This window comes from Staphylococcus pasteuri (genome assembly GCF_003970495.1).
Lineage (GTDB): Bacteria > Bacillota > Bacilli > Staphylococcales > Staphylococcaceae > Staphylococcus > Staphylococcus pasteuri.
Genome location: NZ_RXWW01000021.1, coordinates 50,133 through 69,742, shown reverse-complemented (window position 1 = coordinate 69,742; position 19,610 = coordinate 50,133). Strand labels below are relative to the sequence as shown.

Annotated in this window: 19 protein-coding genes; 1 reads left to right on the top strand and 18 read right to left on the bottom strand. The window is 32.5% G+C overall.

Features of this window, described 5'->3' with window-relative positions; all coding sequences use genetic code 11:
- Positions 1-213: 213 nt before the first annotated feature.
- From CD121_RS02940 to cmk, 16 genes are all read right to left on the bottom strand, one after another.
- Positions 214-909 carry a zinc metallopeptidase gene (locus tag CD121_RS02940; protein ID WP_017637971.1) on the bottom strand — a complete coding sequence of 232 codons (696 nt, stop codon included), beginning with the start codon at positions 907-909 and terminating at the stop codon, positions 214-216.
- Between the two features lie 44 nt (positions 910-953).
- Positions 954-1,550, bottom strand: coding sequence for a DUF1405 domain-containing protein (locus CD121_RS02935; RefSeq protein WP_126567414.1), 597 nt, complete (start codon positions 1,548-1,550; stop codon positions 954-956).
- Entirely contained in the window at positions 1,540-2,115 is a 576-nt protein-coding gene (locus CD121_RS02930) for a YpiB family protein (protein ID WP_126567413.1), read from the bottom strand. Before CD121_RS02930 ends, CD121_RS02935 begins: the two co-directional genes overlap by 11 nt.
- Positions 2,116-2,130: 15 nt before the next feature.
- The gene (locus tag CD121_RS02925; RefSeq protein ID WP_070453792.1) at positions 2,131-3,375 is read right to left on the bottom strand and encodes a tetratricopeptide repeat protein; all 1,245 of its coding nucleotides are present in this window, start codon (positions 3,373-3,375) and stop codon (positions 2,131-2,133) included.
- A gap of 2 nt (positions 3,376-3,377) precedes the next feature.
- The gene (aroA, locus tag CD121_RS02920) at positions 3,378-4,679 is read right to left on the bottom strand and encodes a 3-phosphoshikimate 1-carboxyvinyltransferase (protein WP_126567412.1); all 1,302 of its coding nucleotides are present in this window, start codon (positions 4,677-4,679) and stop codon (positions 3,378-3,380) included.
- An 11-nt stretch (positions 4,680-4,690) separates the two neighbouring features.
- Positions 4,691-5,755: a 3-dehydroquinate synthase gene (gene aroB, locus CD121_RS02915; protein ID WP_126567411.1), complete on the bottom strand. Its 1,065-nt coding sequence runs from the start codon at positions 5,753-5,755 to the stop codon at positions 4,691-4,693.
- Between the two features lie 24 nt (positions 5,756-5,779).
- Positions 5,780-6,946: a chorismate synthase gene (gene aroC / locus CD121_RS02910; protein WP_017637966.1), complete on the bottom strand. Its 1,167-nt coding sequence runs from the start codon at positions 6,944-6,946 to the stop codon at positions 5,780-5,782.
- A 421-nt stretch (positions 6,947-7,367) separates the two neighbouring features.
- Positions 7,368-7,817, bottom strand: coding sequence for a nucleoside-diphosphate kinase (gene ndk, locus CD121_RS02905; protein ID WP_017637965.1), 450 nt, complete (start codon positions 7,815-7,817; stop codon positions 7,368-7,370).
- A 133-nt stretch (positions 7,818-7,950) separates the two neighbouring features.
- A complete protein-coding gene (locus CD121_RS02900) occupies positions 7,951-8,910 on the bottom strand; it encodes a polyprenyl synthetase family protein (protein WP_037536644.1) in 960 nt (319 codons plus the stop codon).
- A gap of 20 nt (positions 8,911-8,930) precedes the next feature.
- A complete protein-coding gene (locus CD121_RS02895) occupies positions 8,931-9,638 on the bottom strand; it encodes a demethylmenaquinone methyltransferase (RefSeq protein WP_017637963.1) in 708 nt (235 codons plus the stop codon).
- Between the two features lie 2 nt (positions 9,639-9,640).
- Complete coding sequence (locus CD121_RS02890) at positions 9,641-10,213, bottom strand: heptaprenyl pyrophosphate synthase subunit A (protein WP_029055326.1); 573 nt, start codon at positions 10,211-10,213, stop codon at positions 9,641-9,643.
- A 253-nt stretch (positions 10,214-10,466) separates the two neighbouring features.
- Positions 10,467-10,739, bottom strand: a complete 273-nt coding sequence (gene hbs / locus CD121_RS02885) for a non-specific DNA-binding protein Hbs (protein ID WP_001043863.1) — start codon at positions 10,737-10,739, stop codon at positions 10,467-10,469.
- A gap of 171 nt (positions 10,740-10,910) precedes the next feature.
- Positions 10,911-11,909, bottom strand: coding sequence for an NAD(P)H-dependent glycerol-3-phosphate dehydrogenase (locus tag CD121_RS02880; RefSeq protein WP_017637961.1), 999 nt, complete (start codon positions 11,907-11,909; stop codon positions 10,911-10,913).
- Between the two features lie 19 nt (positions 11,910-11,928).
- The gene (gene der, locus CD121_RS02875) at positions 11,929-13,239 is read right to left on the bottom strand and encodes a ribosome biogenesis GTPase Der (protein ID WP_017637960.1); all 1,311 of its coding nucleotides are present in this window, start codon (positions 13,237-13,239) and stop codon (positions 11,929-11,931) included.
- Positions 13,240-13,412: 173 nt separating this feature from the next.
- Positions 13,413-14,591 carry a 30S ribosomal protein S1 gene (gene rpsA / locus CD121_RS02870; protein ID WP_126567410.1) on the bottom strand — a complete coding sequence of 393 codons (1,179 nt, stop codon included), beginning with the start codon at positions 14,589-14,591 and terminating at the stop codon, positions 13,413-13,415.
- A 269-nt stretch (positions 14,592-14,860) separates the two neighbouring features.
- The gene (cmk, locus tag CD121_RS02865) at positions 14,861-15,520 is read right to left on the bottom strand and encodes a (d)CMP kinase (RefSeq protein ID WP_017637958.1); all 660 of its coding nucleotides are present in this window, start codon (positions 15,518-15,520) and stop codon (positions 14,861-14,863) included.
- A gap of 76 nt (positions 15,521-15,596) precedes the next feature.
- Here cmk and CD121_RS02860 point away from each other — a divergent pair, with 76 nt between their 5' ends.
- Complete coding sequence (locus CD121_RS02860; protein WP_126567409.1) at positions 15,597-16,571, top strand: asparaginase; 975 nt, start codon at positions 15,597-15,599, stop codon at positions 16,569-16,571.
- A gap of 54 nt (positions 16,572-16,625) precedes the next feature.
- Here the strand turns inward: CD121_RS02860 and ypdA are convergent, their stop codons facing one another.
- Both ypdA and ebpS read right to left on the bottom strand, forming a co-directional pair.
- Positions 16,626-17,612: a bacillithiol disulfide reductase YpdA gene (ypdA, locus tag CD121_RS02855; RefSeq protein WP_029055321.1), complete on the bottom strand. Its 987-nt coding sequence runs from the start codon at positions 17,610-17,612 to the stop codon at positions 16,626-16,628.
- Between the two features lie 192 nt (positions 17,613-17,804).
- Complete coding sequence (gene ebpS, locus CD121_RS02850) at positions 17,805-19,556, bottom strand: elastin-binding protein EbpS (RefSeq protein WP_246456632.1); 1,752 nt, start codon at positions 19,554-19,556, stop codon at positions 17,805-17,807.
- Between the last annotated feature and the right edge of the window lie 54 nt (positions 19,557-19,610).

Genomic DNA, 19,610 nt, shown 5'->3' with positions numbered 1-19,610 from the left:
ATTCTCTCCTTTGAATGCATTTCTAATATAGTATATATCAAAATAAAGTGATATGCATTCTTAGTGCAATTTAAGGTTGGTAATTTATTTTTATTGCTTTTTGGGATGGTGATTAATGATGATTAATATGAAAAAGCATAAAAAAAACTGGTTAATAATGTCTGTATGACAATATCAACCAGTGGATGTGTCTAAATTTAAATCATATAGTTATTAATCACTTGATCTAGCGATTAAAATAATACGTGCTAATTCAGCTAATGCAACTGCTGTTGATGCAACATAAGTCATTGCTGCAGCTGATAATACTTTTTTAGCGTGTTTGTACTCTTTCTCATTTACGATATTCAATGCTGTAATTTGTTTCATTGCACGTGAACTGGCATCAAATTCAACGGGTAATGTCACGATTGAGAATAAAACTGCTAGTGACATTAATCCAGCACCAATCCATAATGCAGTAGATCCAAAGGCACTACCTAATGCAGTTAACACAATACCTAACATAATAACAATGTAACTTAATGAACTACCTAAGTTAGCTACAGGTACTAATGCTGATCTGAATCTCAAGAATACATAACCTTGTTGGTGTTGAATTGCGTGACCAACTTCGTGGGCTGCAATGGCTGTACCAGCAACAGAAGGTCTATCGTAGTTTGCAGGAGATAAACAAACAACTTTTTTATTTGGGTCATAGTGGTCTGTTAAGAAACCATCACCTTTAACTACATCGACATCATAAATGCCGTTTGCATGTAAGATTTCTTCAGCTACTTCACGACCAGTCTTACCACTTGTGGATCTAACTTGTGAGTATTTTTCATAGTTAGATTTAACTTTATGTTGAGCCCACATTGGAATGACCATTAATATTACAAAATAAATAATCATTGATATTAAAGACAATAAACTCACTCTCCTTTAATCATATTTTACTGTCAAAATGCACTTTAATCAAATGATTTAACTTTCATTACTTGTTTAAGAAATAAATATAAAAATAGTGAAATGATACTTAGACAAATAGATAATACCCCAATTTCAATAACATGGGAAGCAATAAACTTATAATAAGGAAATTGCATTTGAACATAGTCCATATAATCGTTTAAAAATACCCATATTAATGAAATTACAAAACCCAAAATAGTTATTTTAAAGCGAGGATAAAAGAAAAATGCTTGTAATGCCATAATGCCATGTGATATCAAAAGCATTAATCCATTAATAGTTACCGCTCCATCTATTACAAACATAATCAAGTTCATAATCACTGCCCAAACACCATATTTTATTAAAGTTACGAATGCTAGAGCTTCAATTATGGATGATGATTTATTTAATAATAATAATGCAATGGCTATAGTTAAAAATAACGAAGCGGTTGGGCTATCTGGAACAAAAGGAACAAAATAAGATGGTGTTATATACAACTGACCACTATACCAGTCATAGCCATATATTGTACCTATCGCATTACATACAAGTAAAAATATTAAAAACGGTCGATAATATAATGAAACTTCCCAGTATTGTTTAATAGTCATTATTGTTATCTCCGATACCATGTTTAGTTTGCTTAGCTTTTAAGATATTAAGTATTTGTGTAAGTTGGTAAAATCTTTCTTGTTCTTTCATCTGTAGACTTAAATCTATATTATCTTGAAGTGTTTCAATTAAGGTTGTTTGTTTACGATCACTCATAGAGATTGAATACAAATCTTGAACATACGATGTATAATGTGGCGAATGGATTAATTGCGCTAAAATTAAATCGTCTAATCGACTTTCACGTTGATGTTCAGAAGAAAAATGCAATTGGATATCAAAAGTCATATCGTTATTTGCAATGACTTCGAAAATTTCATTTGTGTTAACGAGTGCTTGTTGATGGTCGTTAAATTGAATTGCAGAAGCATCTGAATTTACTTCTGCAATTTGTAATGTCATATGTTGTTGTATTTTTTCCTCGACGAAATGTATACGTTGTAGTTTTTTTGGACTAGCTTTTAAATAATTTAATACCCATACTGAAATACGAGATTTAAATTCATAATGGAATAGCAAATATTCGATAAAACTTTGTTTCATTTTTGTAAGGGAGCTATTCATTTCGTACCATTCCTTTTAAGATTGTAAACGCATTGCTTCATCATGCCATGTTTCATTGCTTGGATCCATTTCAAGTAGTTGATCAAGAATAGATTTAGCTTGTTCTTTTTGCCCTATTTCTAAGAGATAGAAATAGTAGTCGCTTAAGAATTCAGATTGTGTTTTTAAAGTTGGATAAGCTAATTCAAAGAAATGTTGTGCTTCTTTGTCACGTTCTTCTTGTCCGTAGGCATATGCTAAATGCCACATAAACACTGGGTCTAAATCTTCTTCATCTACATATGTGAGCAAGTCGATAAGTGCTTCATAATCTTCTTCACTTCTATATAAATCACTTAAAATCAATAGTGGCTCATGATATGCATTATCTACTTCTAGTGCTTGTTTTAATAAAGTGACACCTTCATTTGCATCGCCATGTTCAATTTCTATACTACCTGTTGAAACCATTAATTCTTTATAAAATTGACTTAAACGTAATCCTTCTTTACCAATTTCAATAGCATCCGGATAATTTTTTTCGTTTTCGTATAATGATTGTAAATAGAAATAACCTTGTAAGAAATCAGGGTCTTTCGTTAATAACGTTTTCATTATTTTAATGGCTTCTTGTGTTATGTCATTTTTTTCATAAGCAATTGCTTTTTTGAAATAATCTTCAGAATTCATCTCAGTTTCATTAATCTCATCATATAGGCGAATAGCATCACTATAATTTCCGCTTTGTAAGCTACAATCTGCTTGTCTAGAGAATAAGTTAATACCATTGACTTCATATTCACCAGTTTCAAGTACTGTTTCATATTCAGTGCTAGCACGTAAATATTGCCCATCGAAATATAGTAATTCTGCTAAAGCGAAATGTAGAATTGGATCATTAGGTTCTAATTGAATCGCGGCTTGAATTTTATCGATAGCGACTTCAAGCATATTAATTTGTTGATATAAATCTGCTTCGAGCATTAATTTTTCTGTAGATTCTTCAACTTGACTTAAATACTCTAACGCTTCGTCAGTTTGGTTCTCTGACATTAGCCCTTCAATAAAGTAAATAAGTAATTCACTTTCGTCTGGATATCTGTGATAAAGCGTTCGGAATACTTCTAAACCTTGTGGTGTTAAACCAAAGTTGTAAAGTGTTTCACCTAAAATGAATAATGCATCATCGTTATTTGAACTCAGCACTTCATTTACACGAGTATCTAAATTTGTTAATTTTTGTAAATTGATATCGTCTATTAATTTGTAGATATCTTCCATTACTATTTTCCCTCATTTTCTAAAAGCTTGAATTTTGGTAAGAAACCTGGAAATGAAACATTAACTGCATCAAATTGTTCTATGGATAAAGGTTCTGAGCTGAGTAGTGATGCAACAGCTAACATCATTCCTATACGGTGATCGGTCTGACTATCAACTGTGACACTAGTTTTAAATTCAGAAGGATGGATTATAAGACCGTCATTTGTTGGTTGCAATTCAAAACCTAATTGATTTAGCATATCTGCTGTTGTATCAATTCTGTTTGTTTCTTTAACCTTTAATTCTTCTGCATCTTTAATCACACTCGTACCTGAAGCTTGTGTACAAAGTAATGCAATGACGGGTAATTCATCAATTGCTCTCGGTACAAGTTCTCCATGTATTTGAATGGGTTTTAAATTTGGTGTATAACGCACACGTATAGATGCAGTCGGTTCCGATTCTTCTGTAATGTCACTAAGTTCAATATGACCACCCATTTGTTTAACGATGTCTATGATACCTGAACGAGTTGGGTTAATGCCAACATTATGAATTGTAACATCACTGCCAGGTGTGATTAAGGCTGCAACGATGAAAAATGCAGCAGAAGAAATATCGCCTGGAACATGAAAATCACGTGGTTGTATATGTTGTACTGCTAATGGTTTGGTAGTAATCATTTTATCATTAACTGAAATAGGAATATTAAAATGTTCAAACATAGTTTCTGTATGATTACGGCTAACATCTATTTCTGTGATGCTAGAAGATTCTTTAGAAAAGATACTAGCAAATAATATAGCGCTTTTTACTTGGGCACTAGCTACTTCCATAGTATATTGCATGCCTTTAATGTTTGAAGGCTTAATAATTAAGGGTGTGTAATTACCATCCACGCCACTAATTTGTGCGTTCATTTTTAGTAATGGTTTTAACACTCTATCCATTGGACGTTTACCGATTGAAACATCTCCCGATAATACACTTTCCAGACCAACACCACTTAACAATCCGGCTAATAAACGTGTTGTTGTGCCTGAATTACCTGTATACAGAACTTGATGTGGCGTTTTAAAATTTTGATAACCAGGTGAATCAACAATAATACGATCTTCTTCTTCGGTGATTGTTACACCTAAAAGTTCAAAGATGGCCATCGTTCTTTTACAATCTTCACCTAATAATGGTTTATATATAGTTGTTTGTCCTGTTGCTAATGATGCGAGCATAATTGCTCTGTGCGTGATGGATTTGTCACCAGGCACCTCAATGTTCCCTGTTAAAGGACCATTAATATCAATTGTTTGTGTAATCGACATCATTTATTCACCTACTTTATTTTTGATTGAAGTTCGTTAAATGCAGCTAAGTGTGTAGATTTGTTTACGTGTTCTACAACTGCATGACCTAATGATTTCATTAGAACCATTTGAATGCCATCTTGGTTATTCTTTTTATCTAAAAGCATATATTGATAAATATCATCGAATTCTAACTCTTTTATAATGTTAATTGGATATCCTAGTGAGTCTAAATAATTAAGATAATGATCAATATCATATGTGGTTTTTAATATTTGATTAGACACGATAAATTGATAAACAATACCTATCATCACAGCATGACCATGTGGAATTTTATATTTATATTCTATAGCATGGCCAAATGTATGCCCTAAATTTAAAAACTTACGCATACCTTGCTCTTTTTCATCATTCACAACGATATTTAGCTTTGTTTCGATACCTTTATAAATATATGTTTCAATATCATCTAATGACGCTAATGCTTCTTTATTAGGAAAATGTTGTTCAATATTGCTAGTGTCTTCTTGACCATTTAGTAATGCATGTTTATAGACTTCTGCATAACCACTTAGTACTTCACTATAAGGTAATGTTGTTAAGAAATCTAAATCATAAATAACAGCTTTAGGTCGATAAAATGCACCGATTAAGTTTTTACCATGTTGAGAATTAATTCCAACTTTACCACCAATACTTGAATCATGGGCTAAGATAGTTGTTGGGACTTGTATAAATGACACGCCTCTTAATACACTTGCAGCTATAAATCCTGCAAAGTCACCTGTTGCGCCTCCACCAATAGCGATAATTGCTGTATTTCTCGTAATTTGAAAGCTTAAAATATGTTCGACAATTTCATGGAAGTAATTAAAAGATTTCGTTTGTTCACCCGATGGAATGATTATTTTATGAGCGTGATTCACACTAATAAAGTGATCTATTTTATCTTTGAAATGTTGATACACTGTTTCATCAATGATAAAAAATGACTGATCATAAGATTGAGTGAAATCTTGTAGTTGATTAATAGCACCATGCTCAACAATAATTGGATAATTATTATCTTGATAAGTTGTATTTAATTTCATATTTATTCACCTTATTTATGAGGATTAGAATTCGATATTTAACTGTCGACGTTCTGCGATTTGTGCTTTTAGTTGGTCAATGTGATTAGCTTGGAATTCTTCTAATAATGCTTTAGCTAATTCAAAAGCGACTGCATGTTCGCAAACAACGCTTGCTGCTGGAACAGCACAACTATCAGAGCGTTCAATCGTTGCTTTGAAATCTTCTTTTGTGTTGATATCTACTGAGTTTAATGGTTTGTATAATGTAGGAATAGGTTTCATTACACCATTAACAATGATAGGCATTCCGTTTGACATACCACCTTCAAATCCACCTAAGTGGTTTGAAGCTCTATAGTATCCTTGAGTTTCGTTATACATAATTTCGTCTTGAATTTCGCTACCAGGCTTTTCAGCGGCTTTAAATCCTTCGCCAAAGCTAACTCCTTTAAAGGCATTAATACTTACTACACCTTGAGCTATACGACCATCTAATTTTCGATCATAATGAACATAGCTTCCGATTCCTACAGGCATATTTTCTGCCATTACTTGAACCACGCCACCAATTGAGTCGCCTTCTTTTTTAGCTGCATCAATTTTATCTCTCATTTGTTGAGCAATATCTTCATTAATAACTCGAACGTCATTTTTATCGATATTAGATTTAAATGTCTCAGCATCGTATAGACCTTCATCTTTTATGCCGCCGATTTCTACAACACGACTATATATATGAATATCTAATTGAGCTAATAATATTTTAGAAACAGCACCCACTGCTACACGAGCAGCTGTTTCTCTAGCTGAAGAACGTTCTAAGACGTTTCGTAAATCTCTGTGGTTATATTTCATTCCGCCAACAAGATCAGCATGTCCTGGTCTTGGTTTAGAAATAGTACGTTTCATATTTTTTCGTTCTTCTTCACTAATTGGTTCAATACCCATGATATTTCTCCAATGAGTAAAATCATCGTTTGTTACGACTAGTGTAATCGGGCTTCCTAGTGTATAGCCATTTCTTACACCTGAAACAATCTCGATAGCGTCTTTTTCAATTTGCATACGACGGCCTCTACCATATCCGCCTTGTCGTTTAAACATTTCTTTATTAATATCTTCAGCTTTAATTTCTAAATTAGCTGGAACACCTTCAATTATTACTGTTAGTTGTGGGCCATGTGATTCTCCTGAAGTTAAATATCTCACTAAAGCACACTCCTTTCCTTTTAGTTCTTTTATGAATTATTATATGTGTTTAATAATATCACAATCAATAAATCAATATAAGTTTATCGAGCTAACGTCATTTTTATTACAAATCAAAAATATGAGTTTAAGATTTATTTCTAAATGAAATTAATTGATTGATAACAGATGATATTATTTTGTACAAGTTTTGATTGAATTATAATTACTTGCATATTATTTTGTTAAAGAACCAAATAAAAAAATGATAAAGTACCACTTCCTAAATTGGGTTAGTGATATTTACGCATTAGTTTTTGCTAAGGTGCTCAATAAGTTATAACTAATGCAACAACTGCCAATATATAATTGAAGCCTGAGACATTGATTTATGTCTCAGGCTCTAAGGATAAAATGAATTACTTATTTAAATTTTATTTTTTTATTCGTATAACCAAGCATCTCTAGGAGATTCATAAGTATTTACTTCTTCATCATTAAACCATAAACTAATTTCTCTTTGAGCAGATTCCACTGAATCAGAACCATGAATGATATTTCTACCAACTGTTAAACCTAAATCTCCTCTAATAGATCCAGGAGTAGCATCAGATGGGTTTGTGCTTCCGATGATATGACGAGAAACCGCTACAGCATCTTCACCTTCAACAACCATTGCAAAAACTGGTGCAGAAGTAATGAAAGAAATTAAATTGTTGTAGAAAGGTTTACCTTCATGTTCGCTATAATGCTTTTCAGCTAATTCTTGTGGTACTTGCATTAATTTGCCACCTACAAGTTTTAATCCTTTGTTCTCAATACGAGAAATTATTTCTCCGATAAGATTTCTTTGTACTGCATCTGGTTTAATCATTAAAAATGTACGTTCCACTTTGTGTTGTCCCCCTGTAATTTAAAATAACAAGCTTCTGAAGTATGTATAAATTAACTTGTCCGCTAATTATAAAGTAGCTAACTTATATACTACCAATTAATTAAAGCGCTTTCAAGCTGATTTACATGATTTACACATTTCTAGAACCCATTTTTTTAATTAACTTTTTAAATAAGTTTCGGGCTTGATTATCATCTAATTCATCAATTAGATTGAGCGCTTTATTCAAGTATTTTTCACTTATATCTTTTGAAACTTGAATATTATTTGAATTGCGTATAATATCTATACATTTTTCAAATTCTTCTTTATTACTGTCTCTATCTAAGTGAGCAATCATATCTTTGAATGATGCATTATCTCTCATTTCAAGCAAAACTGGCAATGTGATGTGACCATTCATCAAATCGCTACCTACAGGCTTACCTAATTTCTTTTCAGTGCTAGTAAAATCGAGTATATCGTCGACAATTTGAAAACTCATTCCGATGTAATGACCAATCATTTTTAACTTTCTAATTGTTTCTTTGTCAGATTGAGACGTAATAGCACCTACTTCTGTAGCTAACTGAATTAGTAAAGCAGTTTTACGGTTAATTCTTCTTAAATAGTTAGTAATCGTTTGTTCGCTATTGAATTGATCTTGGAATTGGAATAATTCACCACGACATACGTCCACGATAGATTCAGATAAAATTTCATGAACACGTTGGTCTTTAATTTCTGATAAATGTTGTAAACCTAACGCAAGTAAGAAGTTCCCTGTGATAATCGCTGTTGTTTGGTCCCATTTCTTAGAAATTGTAAGTCTTCCACGTCTTTTATCACTTTTATCGATAACATCATCATGGACTAATGTTGCCATATGAATGAGTTCTAATGCTACAGCCACTTTATACGTATCTTCTGAAACGCCTTCTTCTTTACCGAATTGGCTACTAAGAATGACGAAAGCTGGTCTAACACGTTTTCCACCTGAAGAAAGTAAATGAAAAGCGGCTTCTTCAAGTACTTTATCATTACTATGAATTGACTGTTCTAGACGCTTTTCAACTTTTTTTATTTCATTGTTCATGTTTAACTTTGCCACGTTAATCACCTTTGGTCGTATCATTTTTGTTTATAGCCAAGGTGCATTGCAGCAACGCCACCTGTGAAGCTACGTACTTTTATGTTATTAAATCCTGCTTGTTGAAATAATCGTTTTAATTTTTCTTTACCTGGAAAATCAAAAGTAGATTGTTGTAACCATTCATATTCTTCTTTTGATTTAGCGAATAATTTACCAAAGATTGGCATCACAAATTTAAAATATAAACGATATACTTGTTTGAATACAGGTAATGTTGGTTGACTCGTTTCTAAGCATACAACCATACCGCCTGGTTTAAGTACACGATTCATTTCTTTTAATGCGCCTAAATAGTCTGGTACATTTCGTAAGCCGAATCCGATTGTGACATAATCGAATGAATTATCATCAAATGGTAAGTTCATGGCATCTCCATGGACTAAATTAATATTGTCCATATTTGATGTTTTTTCTTTTCCTACTTCTAACATGTTTTCACTGAAATCAATACCAGTTACTTCTCCTTCAGGACCTACAGCTTTACTTAAAGCGATTGTCCAATCAGCAGTACCACAACATACATCAAGGGCTTTACTCCCTTTTTTGACTGACATTTCTTTCATAACATGTTTTCTCCACACTTTGTGTTGTTCGAAACTAATAATGTTATTAAGTCTATCGTATTTTTTTGAAATATTTTGGAATACTGTATGAACTTGTTCTTTTTTTGCGTTATTTTCAGCCATCTTTAATTACCTCTTCTTTTATCTAGCGTTTGTTTGATGTCTTTCATAATTAGATTAACACGTTCTTTATTATAATTTTTTAAATATGATGGATAGTAGTCATGTACATCGTCATATAAAAAGTCATATATCTGAGTTGCATTTCCTTCATTATTAAAATGAGTTAACGTAATATATGGGAATAATGTTTCAATTTTAAAAATTGCGTCACTCGCTTCTTCATCAGTTAATACATGTTGATGTAGTGAAGATTTAAGCTCGCTCACTTCAACAATAGCTTTACTCATTGCTAGTTGATATTCAGGATCATTTATTTCAGCTAGTATAGTATAGAAATGTGCACTTAATAAATCTCCAACTAGAATAGAATGCTTTGATAAACGATTGTTAGATATGTCATCTAGATGTTTCATCGAAGTGTCGATTGTGAGGCAAGCTAACTTTGCTTTTTCAGGTAGTGAGCATGTGTCTAAAAATTGACCCAACTTTTCATTGATTTGTATGGTTTCATAATCAACTATACCCTTAAGCCTTTGCTTAATATCTATATTTAATTTGCTTACAGTAGTTTCCATGTTCACACCTCACGATATTATCACTATTTATATTAACATTATATATCAAAAAATTAAATATTAGAGTCCCTTCTCATCTTTATTAGATTACAGAATTTATACTTATGTAAAAAGTAACGCTTTTTATGTATTATATGATTATGTATTTGGAGTTATGTTAAATAGTTAATTAATTTTTCTCTTTTTGATAGAGAACTAAATTTTTATTTTATACAAAAAGAAAAAAGCCCTCGAAGGGCTTTTTTAAGTAAAATTATTTTACTGCATCTTTTAATGCTTTACCAGCTTTGAATGCTGGAACTTTACTTGCAGGAATGTCGATTTCTTTACCTGTTTGAGGGTTACGGCCTTTACGAGCAGCACGCTCACGTACTTCAAAATTACCGAAACCGATTAATTGTACCTTTTCACCTTTAGCAAGTGAGTTTTGGATAGATTCAAAAACAGCGTCTACTGCTGAACCAGCTTCTTTTTTAGTTAAATCAGCTTGTTCTGCAACTGCATTGATTAAATCAGTTTTATTCATTATGAATTCACCTCCTGAGGTTTGATAATGATATCATTATATCATTATGGTTAGACTTTAACACACTGATTACTGTCACCGCAACGATTTATATATTAAAAACCTTAAAATAATACGATTATAATTAATTTTTTTGGAAAACACATCAATAAAGTGTAAAATGACACTTTATTATTCTGATTTTTTGTCTCTACCCATTAATTCTTTAATACTTTCTTTAACAGGAACATCCTCGAATAACACCTTGTATAATGCTGTAGTGATTGGCATATCAACATTAACTTCTTGTGCTAAATAATAAACAGATTTAGTTGTATAAATTCCTTCAACTACCATTTTCATTTCTTCAAGTGCTTCATCTGTTGTTTTACCTTGGCCTAATTTATAACCTAATGTAAAGTTACGAGAATGAGTTGATGTACAAGTTACAATTAAGTCACCTATGCCACCTAAACCTAAGAATGTCATAGGATCGGCACCTAATTTTTCTCCTAAGCGACTAATTTCAGCTAAACCACGTGTCATAAGAGCTGCTTTTGCATTATCACCAAATCCCATTCCAGCTACGATACCACTTGCTACTGCAATGATGTTTTTCAATGCGCCACCTAGCTCAACACCGACTAAATCATTATTTGTATATACTCTTAAATAATCATTCATAAATAAATCTTGAATTAATTGGCTTACTGCTTCATCTTTTGATGATGCTGCCACAGTTGTAGGTTGTTTGATAACAACTTCTTCAGCGTGACTTGGTCCTGATAATACACCAATACCTGCATTGTGTTCAGGAGAGATTGAATCTTCCAACATTTCAGATACACGTTTGAACGTACCATTTTCAATACCTTTTGCAACATGAATAAAAGTCTTTTTAGTAGTTAGTAATCCATCGATTTTACTAGCAACTTCTCTCATTGCTTTAGTAGGTAAAGCCATTAAATATATATCTGCAAAATCTACAACTTTGCTTAAATCTGTACTGGCTTTAATAGATGGATCTAGTTTTGCTTCTTTTAAATAATTTTTATTCATATGATGTGTATTTAATTCTTCGACGTTTTCGTCATTTTTACCCCACATTAGTACATCATGGCCATTTTGTGCTAATACATTGGCTAATGCTGTACCAAAACTTCCCATACCAAATACTGATATTTTAGTCATATTAATATTCCCCTCCGTTTTAATTTCTTTTTCTTGGAATGATATGAACAGGTGTACCTTCAAATCCAAAGGCATGTCTAATTTGATTTTCAAGATAACGTTTATAAGAAAAATGCATTAATTCAACGTCATTAACAAATACAACAAATGTTGGCGGTTCAATCGCAACTTGTGTTGTATAAAAGACATTTAGTCTTCTACCTTTATCTGTTGGAGTAGGATTCATTGAAATTGCATCAGTCACTACTTCGTTTAATGTTGAACTTTGTACACGTTTTTTATGATTTTCACTTGCCTCTTTAATATAAGGGAATAACGTTTTCAATCTTAATTGTTCTTTAGCTGAGACAAAGGCAATTTGTGCGTAGTCTAAGAATTGGAATTCTTTTCTAACGTCTTCTGTAAATTTCTTCATCGTTTTACTGTCTTTTTCTACTGTATCCCATTTATTAACAACAATGACGATTGCTTTACCTTCTTCATGCGCATATCCAGCGACACGTTTATCTTGTTCAATAATACCTTGTTCTGCATCGATAACAACTAAGACGACATTTGAACGTTCAATTGCTTTTAATGCTCTTAAGACTGAATACTTTTCTGTAGATTCGTATACTTTACCTTTTTTACGCATTCCAGCTGTATCTATTAACACGTAATCTTGACCGTCGAATGAATATTCTGTATCGACAGCATCTCTTGTAGTACCAGCAACATTAGAAACAATGACACGTTCTTCACCTAAAATGGCATTGACTAAACTAGATTTCCCTACATTTGGGCGACCAATAATTGATAAACGAATTGTATCATCATCGTATGGGTCTTCTTGTTCTTCACCAAAGTTTTCAACGACGGCATCTAATAGATCACCTAAACCTAAACCGTGCGAACCTGAAATTGGATAAGGTTCTCCAAATCCTAAAGAATAAAAATCATAGATGTCGTTACGCATTTCTAAGTTATCTACTTTGTTTACTGCGAGAACGACAGGTTTCTTACTTTTATAGAGCATTTGTGCTACCATTTCATCGCTTTGTGTTAATCCTTCTCTAACATTAACCATAAATACGATAACGTCCGCTTCGTCGATGGCTATTTCTGCTTGTGCTCTAATTTGTGTTTGGAATGGTGCATCTCCTATTTCAATACCACCTGTATCTATAATATTGAATTCATGAGTTAACCATTCACCTGATGAATAGATTCGGTCTCTGGTTACACCAGGCGTGTCTTCAACGATAGAAACACGTTCGCCGACTACTCTATTAAAAATTGTAGATTTCCCTACATTAGGCTTGCCTACAATTGCTACTATAGGTTTAGTCATTTGTTAACTTCCTCTCTTTCTTAATCTCTATAATTTTATCACATGCAAGCACTGATTCAAAATACGTTTGTAACAAACGACTAAATATATTAAATAATACTTGAGAAGATGTAAAAAAACACTCCAATTAAAGAGATAACTCTAATTGGAGTGTAAATATAATTTATTGTTTATTAAAATTTAAGGTCTTTAAATTTATCACCAAAGACATCACCTAAAGTAGGGTTATCCTCTTCAGTATCTTTATTTAAATAAGATTGTGTTGTAGAAGCATCACTTTCAACTACATCTTCGTTTGGTAAAGTAGCTTTGATAGATAATGATACACGTTCATTGTCTTCATCAATACCTAAGATTTTAACACTAACTTGTTGACCTGGTTCTAATACTTCACCTGGTGTACCAATGTGCTTATGATCAATTTCTGAGATATGAACTAAGCCTTGTACTCCAGGAGCAATTTCAACGAATGCACCGAAGTTAGCTAATCTTACAACTGTACCTTCGATAACATCATTTTCATGGAATTGACCTTTAATTTGTTCGAATGGTGTTGGTAAAGTATCTTTGATTGATAATGAAATACGTTCAGTATCTTTATCAACTGATTTTACTTTTACTTTCACTTTTTCGCCAACTGAAACAACCTCTTCTGGAGATTGAACATGTTGATGTGATAATTCAGAAACGTGAACTAATCCATCTACACCACCAATATCAACAAAAGCACCAAAGTTTGTTAAGCGAGCAACTGTACCTTCAATCACGTCTCCATCATTAAGTGATTCTAATAATGATGCTTTTTTAACGTCATTTTCAGCTTGTTCAACAGCTTTACGGCTTAAGATTACACGGTTATTTTCAGGATCTAATTCTTCAACTTTAATTTTGATTGTTTGTCCTTCAAAGTCAGAGAAATCTTCGATAAAGTCTGTTGAAATTAATGAAGCAGGTACGAAACCACGTTGCCCTACATCGACAACTAATCCGCCTTTCACAACTTCTGTTACTTTAGCTTCAATTATTTCATTGTTATCAAGTTTTTCTTGTAAATAGTCATATGATTTTTCAGTTTCAAGTTGTCTTTTAGATAAAATATATGCACCTGAATCATTTTCTTCATCAAATTCAATTTTCGTTACATAGGCTTCTATTTCATCGCCTTCTTTAACTACTTCATTAGTTTTTTCAATATGATGTGTGGATAATTGGCTAATAGGGATTATACCATTGTATTTTCCACCATTAATATGCACAACTACTTGTTTATCTTCAACCTGTTGTACTTCTCCAGTGACTTTGTCACCTTCTTTAATATCTTTAATCATTGATTCGTTGAATTCTTCAGTCATCTTGTCTGCCTCCTTATACACTACATAAGTATAACATCTTACAAACTGACTGAATTGTCAAGAAATTCCCCTTTTACACTTTAAGAAACTTTATGTTGATTTCGTAGATGCAATTAAAAAGTGAATTTTTTAAATAAATTTCAATTTAAAGTTGAAGATGTATATTTATAGTGTTTATTAATATTAAGATTCAATCTAATTCTATTATAAGGGATAATAAAAGCTATATAAACGTTTCTGCTTATAACGTTTACATAGCTTTTAGTTAATTATTTAATTTGATCCACCATTTTTAAAATTTCGTTAGTTACTGTTTCAATAGATTTACCTGTTGTATCTAATGTAACGGCATCATCAGCTTTTCTTAGTGGTGAAATCTCTCTATTCATGTCATAGTTATCTCGTTGTTCAATTTCAGTTTTTAATTGTTCCAAGTTTGACTCGATGCCACGTAATTCATTTTCTTTTTGACGACGTTCAGCGCGTTCCTCAACAGAAGCAATCATATATACTTTTAGTTCAGCATTTGGAAGAACAACTGTACCGATATCTCTTCCATCCATAACAATACCTTTTTTAGCAGCTAAGTCTTTTTGCTTTTTAACTGCAAATGATCTAACTGGTTCTTTTGAAGCGACATATGAAACGTTGTTAGTAACATCATTTTCTCTTAAATAATCTGTTACATCTTCATTATCAAGCATTACACGTTGGCCTTTTGTTTCGTCATAAGTTAATTCTAATGTTGTATTTTTAATCAGTGCTTCAAAATCTTCTGTTTGGTTTGTACGTATATATTTGTATGTAATTGCTCTATACATAGCACCAGTATCTACATAAATCATAGAAAGCTTACTAGCAACTTGTTTAGCAATTGTACTTTTACCTGCAGCTGCAGGACCATCTAAAGCAATATTAATTAAACTCATTATCGAAATACCTACCTTGTTGTTTGATGAATAATATTTTATCATAAATATGTATTTTATTAATAGGAGGAAAAGTATGAAACGTCTACTTGTTATTCATACCGGTGGCACAATCAGCATGTCACAGGATAGTTCTAATAGAGTTATTACAAATAAAGAAAATCCAATTTCGCAACATCAAGATATTATTAAACAATATGCACAAGTAGATGAGATTCATCCTATGAATGTACCATCTCCACATATGTCTATACAACATGTGAAGCAATTAAGAGATATCATTGTAGAAGCTCATCATGATAAAGACAATTCATATGACGGATTTGTCATTACTCATGGAACAGATACTCTTGAAGAAACTGCATACCTTTTAGATTTATTATTAGATATAGATGAACCAGTTGTTATAACAGGTGCTATGAGATCTGCCAATGAAATAGGTTCTGATGGTCTATACAATTTTATTTCAGCGATTAGAGTGGCCTCTTCTGCAAAATCTCGTCGTATGGGTGTTATGGTCGTATTTAATGATGAAATACATACAGCACGCAATGTGACTAAGACACATACATCTAATACGAATACATTTCAAAGCCCTAACCATGGCCCATTAGGTGTACTAACAAAAGATAATGTACAATATCACCATCATCCTTTAAGTCATACAAGTTATCATAATATAAATCCTGGCTTAAATGTCCCACTCGTTAAATCATACATGGATATGCCAAGTGATATATTTAAATTTTATGCATCACAAGAAATCGATGGTTTAGTAATCGAAGCTATGGGACAAGGTAATCTTCCACCTACTTGTTTAGATGGACTAAATGCCTGCATAGATAAGAATATTCCTATCGTCATGGTATCTCGTTCATTTAATGGCATTGTAAGTCCAGTTTATGCCTACGAAGGTGGCGGATATCAACTTGCTAACAAAGGATTAATATTTTCTAATGGGTTGAATGGACCCAAAGCACGGTTGAAATTATTAGTGAGTTTAAGTAATGAACTTGAACGACACGATATTAGACAATATTTTGAAGAGTAAAATAAAAAATAATGGCGTAGAATTGATTTGATACTATCAATCTACGCCATTTATTTATGATTCTAAAGGTGTTTGCTTTTTAGCAAGAATACTTTGTGTTATTAAACCACCATGATATTTACCATTTTCTATAAAGATAGTATTGGCATCGTTGCCTGCTGCAATTACTCCGGCAATATAACAGTTTTCAACATTTGTTTCGTATGTTTCGCGGTTATATACGGGTGCAGTGCCGAATTCATTCGTATTAATATCTATTCCGATAGATTTTAAGAATTCATAGTCAGGGTGATAACCTATCATAGCAAATACATAATCATTAGGTATTTCAATAGTGTTACCATCTTTTTCGTAAACTACTTTATCCTCTGTAATTTGAGTTACATTGGCATTAAATTCCATTGTAATTTTTTCATGATTGACTAGTGATTCAAAATTAGGAAGAATCCACGGTTTAATTGCTTTAGGATAACGATCTCCTCGATATATTACAGTGACATTTGCGCCAGCTTTTTCCAATTCTAAGGCTGCATCTACAGCAGAATTTTTACCGCCTATAATGACTACATTTTGGTCGAAATAAGGGTGTGCTTCTTTAAAATAATGACTTACTTTTGGTAAATCAGCACCTTCAACTTCTAATGTATTATGCTGACCATAATATCCTGTCGCTACAGTTAAAAATTTACATTCGTACACATCTTTAGTAGTTGTAATTGTAAATCGGTTATTCATCTTTTTAACAGTTAATACTTCTTCAAATGGATTAATATTTAATTGATGATGTTTAACTACTTCACGATAGTATACTAATGCTTGGTTTCTATGTGGTTTACTTTGTTCAACGATGAATGGTACATCGCCAATTGATAATTTATCGCTTGAAGAAAAGAATGTTTGATGTGTTGGATAATTGTAAATAGCTTCAACAACATTACCTTTTTCAATAACTAATGTTTCAATACCTTTTTTCTTTTGTTCAATGGCTGCACTTAAGCCACAAGGTCCACCACCAATGATGATACTTTCTATTTTTTGCATGTCATACGGCCTCCTTTAATCACCAAACTATTATATCAGTTATGATCTATTTACGCGAAGTCCTTGATTAAGAAAAATTTATAATTTTAGTGACGTTTTAAGAAATGGAAAATAAATGATTTTGGATAAATAAAAAAACTGTGAGCAATGATTTAACATTACTCACAGTCTATAAATGGTTATAAATAAAACCTATGGTATTACTAATGTTTGACCATCATGGATATCATTACCACTTATACCATTTGCTTGTCTAATTTTTTGAACATTGGCTGGTGAACCACTGCCATAATATTGAATTGCAATTCTGTATAAGTTCTCTTTACCATTAACAGTATGTGTTTGTTTACCTTGTTGGCTATTACTGCTTTGACTATTATTTGATTGTTGACCGTTTTGTTGAGAATTTTGACTTTGGCCATTTTGGTTATTGCTGCTATTTTGACTATTTGTAGCTTGAGAATTAGCACTATTACTATCATCATTTGAGCTATTACTACTTGAGCCATTGTCGTCTGAATCTGAATCAGATGCTGAATTACTATTTGAAGAATCATTTGATGTTGCTTTATCTTTATCAGAATCACTTGATTTATCTTTGTCTTTAGAGCTATCTTTATCTTTTTTGCTATCTTTGTCTTTGCTTGTATCATTATTTTTCATGCCGTCTTTGCTGTCTTCATTAGCTACTTTATTATCATTATTTCCACTATTGTTGTGGTTATTTAAAGCCATACCAGCAAAAATAGCTATAGCACCTAAAATTAATACAGCAGCGATAATTGGTAAGATGATCTTCATGAAGCCGCCCTTTTTCTTACCATGATTATTATCATCATGGTCATGATCATCATTATGATTGTTATCATGGTCATGATCTTTTGCTTCATTTTTATCATGATGATGTTTAGCTAACCCAGCGGCACCTGCAGTCCCAGCAGCACCTGCTCCTACTGCAGCCGCTTTTTTACCTTTGCCTGATTTTTCGTTATCTTTTTTAGGTTCGTTGTTATCATCTTTATGATCGTGTTTGTCATCATGCTTATCATCGTGTTTTGAATCATGTTTGTCAGCATGCTTATCATTTTTATCGTGATGATGTTTAGCTAATCCGGCTGCACCTGCAGCTCCAGCAACTCCTGCGCCTGTAGCGGCAGCTTTTTTACCTTTGTTATCTTTCTTATCTTGACGGTCAGCATCTTCATGACGAGTATCTTCATCTTTGTGACCACGTTGATCATTGTCATGATCTTTTAAGTTATCGTCATGTTGTTTATCATTTGTTGTATCATGGTTATCACTATTTAGATGCTTATCATCGTGTTTTGAATCGTGTTTGTCAGTATGCTTATCATTTTTATCGTGATGATGTTTAGCTAGTCCGGCAGCACCTGCAGCGCCAGCAACCCCAGCGCCTGTTGCAGCTGCTTTTTTACCTTTATTATCTTTTTTATCTTGATGGTCAACATCTTCATGACGAGTGTCTTCATCTTTATGACTACGTTTTAATGTTTCGTCTTGTCGAGAGTCTTTGTCAGATTCGTGGTTTGAAGTATTGTCATGTGTTGTTTCTTGTCTGTGATCATTATTTACTGTTTGATGCTCTTGTGATTTGCTTGAAACATCCTTAGATGAAGCATCATAGTTTTTGTTGTCTCCGTTATGTAATGATGTATCATCGAATCTATCATCTAATGAGCCATCTTGGTTAGAACTAGTTTGTGATTCAGATTGACGATTATTATTTGTAGCGACATCTCTACGACGTTTACGTCTCTGCGCATTTCTTGGTGGGAATTGTTGATTCGCTTTTTCTTCTACTTTGTCTGTAGGTTTGTCTTCATGATGTTCGTTTGAAGATGTGTGTTCTTTATGATCTTCTGAGTCTATAGATTGACGATTCTTTTCAAAATCATCTTTGAAGTTATTATTAGACACATTCATCATCCTCTCTATTTTAATTTTGTTTTGATACATAAACTATACCCACAAAATAAA

Excerpts from the sequence above, each read along its gene's own strand:
- CD121_RS02935 (WP_126567414.1), bottom strand. The coding sequence starts at position 1,550 with ATGACTATTAAACAATACTGGGAAGTTTCATTATATTATCGACCGTTT.
- CD121_RS02930 (WP_126567413.1), bottom strand. The coding sequence starts at position 2,115 with ATGAATAGCTCCCTTACAAAAATGAAACAAAGTTTTATCGAATATTTG.
- CD121_RS02925 (WP_070453792.1), bottom strand. The coding sequence starts at position 3,375 with ATGGAAGATATCTACAAATTAATAGACGATATCAATTTACAAAAATTA.
- aroA (WP_126567412.1), bottom strand. The coding sequence starts at position 4,679 with ATGTCGATTACACAAACAATTGATATTAATGGTCCTTTAACAGGGAAC.
- aroB (WP_126567411.1), bottom strand. The coding sequence starts at position 5,755 with ATGAAATTAAATACAACTTATCAAGATAATAATTATCCAATTATTGTT.
- CD121_RS02895 (WP_017637963.1), bottom strand. The coding sequence starts at position 9,638 with ATGGCTGAAAATAACGCAAAAAAAGAACAAGTTCATACAGTATTCCAA.
- CD121_RS02890 (WP_029055326.1), bottom strand. The coding sequence starts at position 10,213 with ATGGAAACTACTGTAAGCAAATTAAATATAGATATTAAGCAAAGGCTT.
- hbs (WP_001043863.1), bottom strand. The coding sequence starts at position 10,739 with ATGAATAAAACTGATTTAATCAATGCAGTTGCAGAACAAGCTGATTTA.
- CD121_RS02880 (WP_017637961.1), bottom strand. The coding sequence starts at position 11,909 with ATGACTAAAATATCAGTATTTGGTATGGGAAGTTTTGGTACAGCATTA.
- der (WP_017637960.1), bottom strand. The coding sequence starts at position 13,239 with ATGACTAAACCTATAGTAGCAATTGTAGGCAAGCCTAATGTAGGGAAA.
- rpsA (WP_126567410.1), bottom strand. The coding sequence starts at position 14,591 with ATGACTGAAGAATTCAACGAATCAATGATTAAAGATATTAAAGAAGGT.
- cmk (WP_017637958.1), bottom strand. The coding sequence starts at position 15,520 with ATGAGTTTAATTAATATTGCTTTAGATGGTCCTGCAGCTGCAGGTAAA.
- CD121_RS02860 (WP_126567409.1), top strand. The coding sequence starts at position 15,597 with ATGAAACGTCTACTTGTTATTCATACCGGTGGCACAATCAGCATGTCA.
- ypdA (WP_029055321.1), bottom strand. The coding sequence starts at position 17,612 with ATGCAAAAAATAGAAAGTATCATCATTGGTGGTGGACCTTGTGGCTTA.
- ebpS (WP_246456632.1), bottom strand. The coding sequence starts at position 19,556 with ATGAATGTGTCTAATAATAACTTCAAAGATGATTTTGAAAAGAATCGT.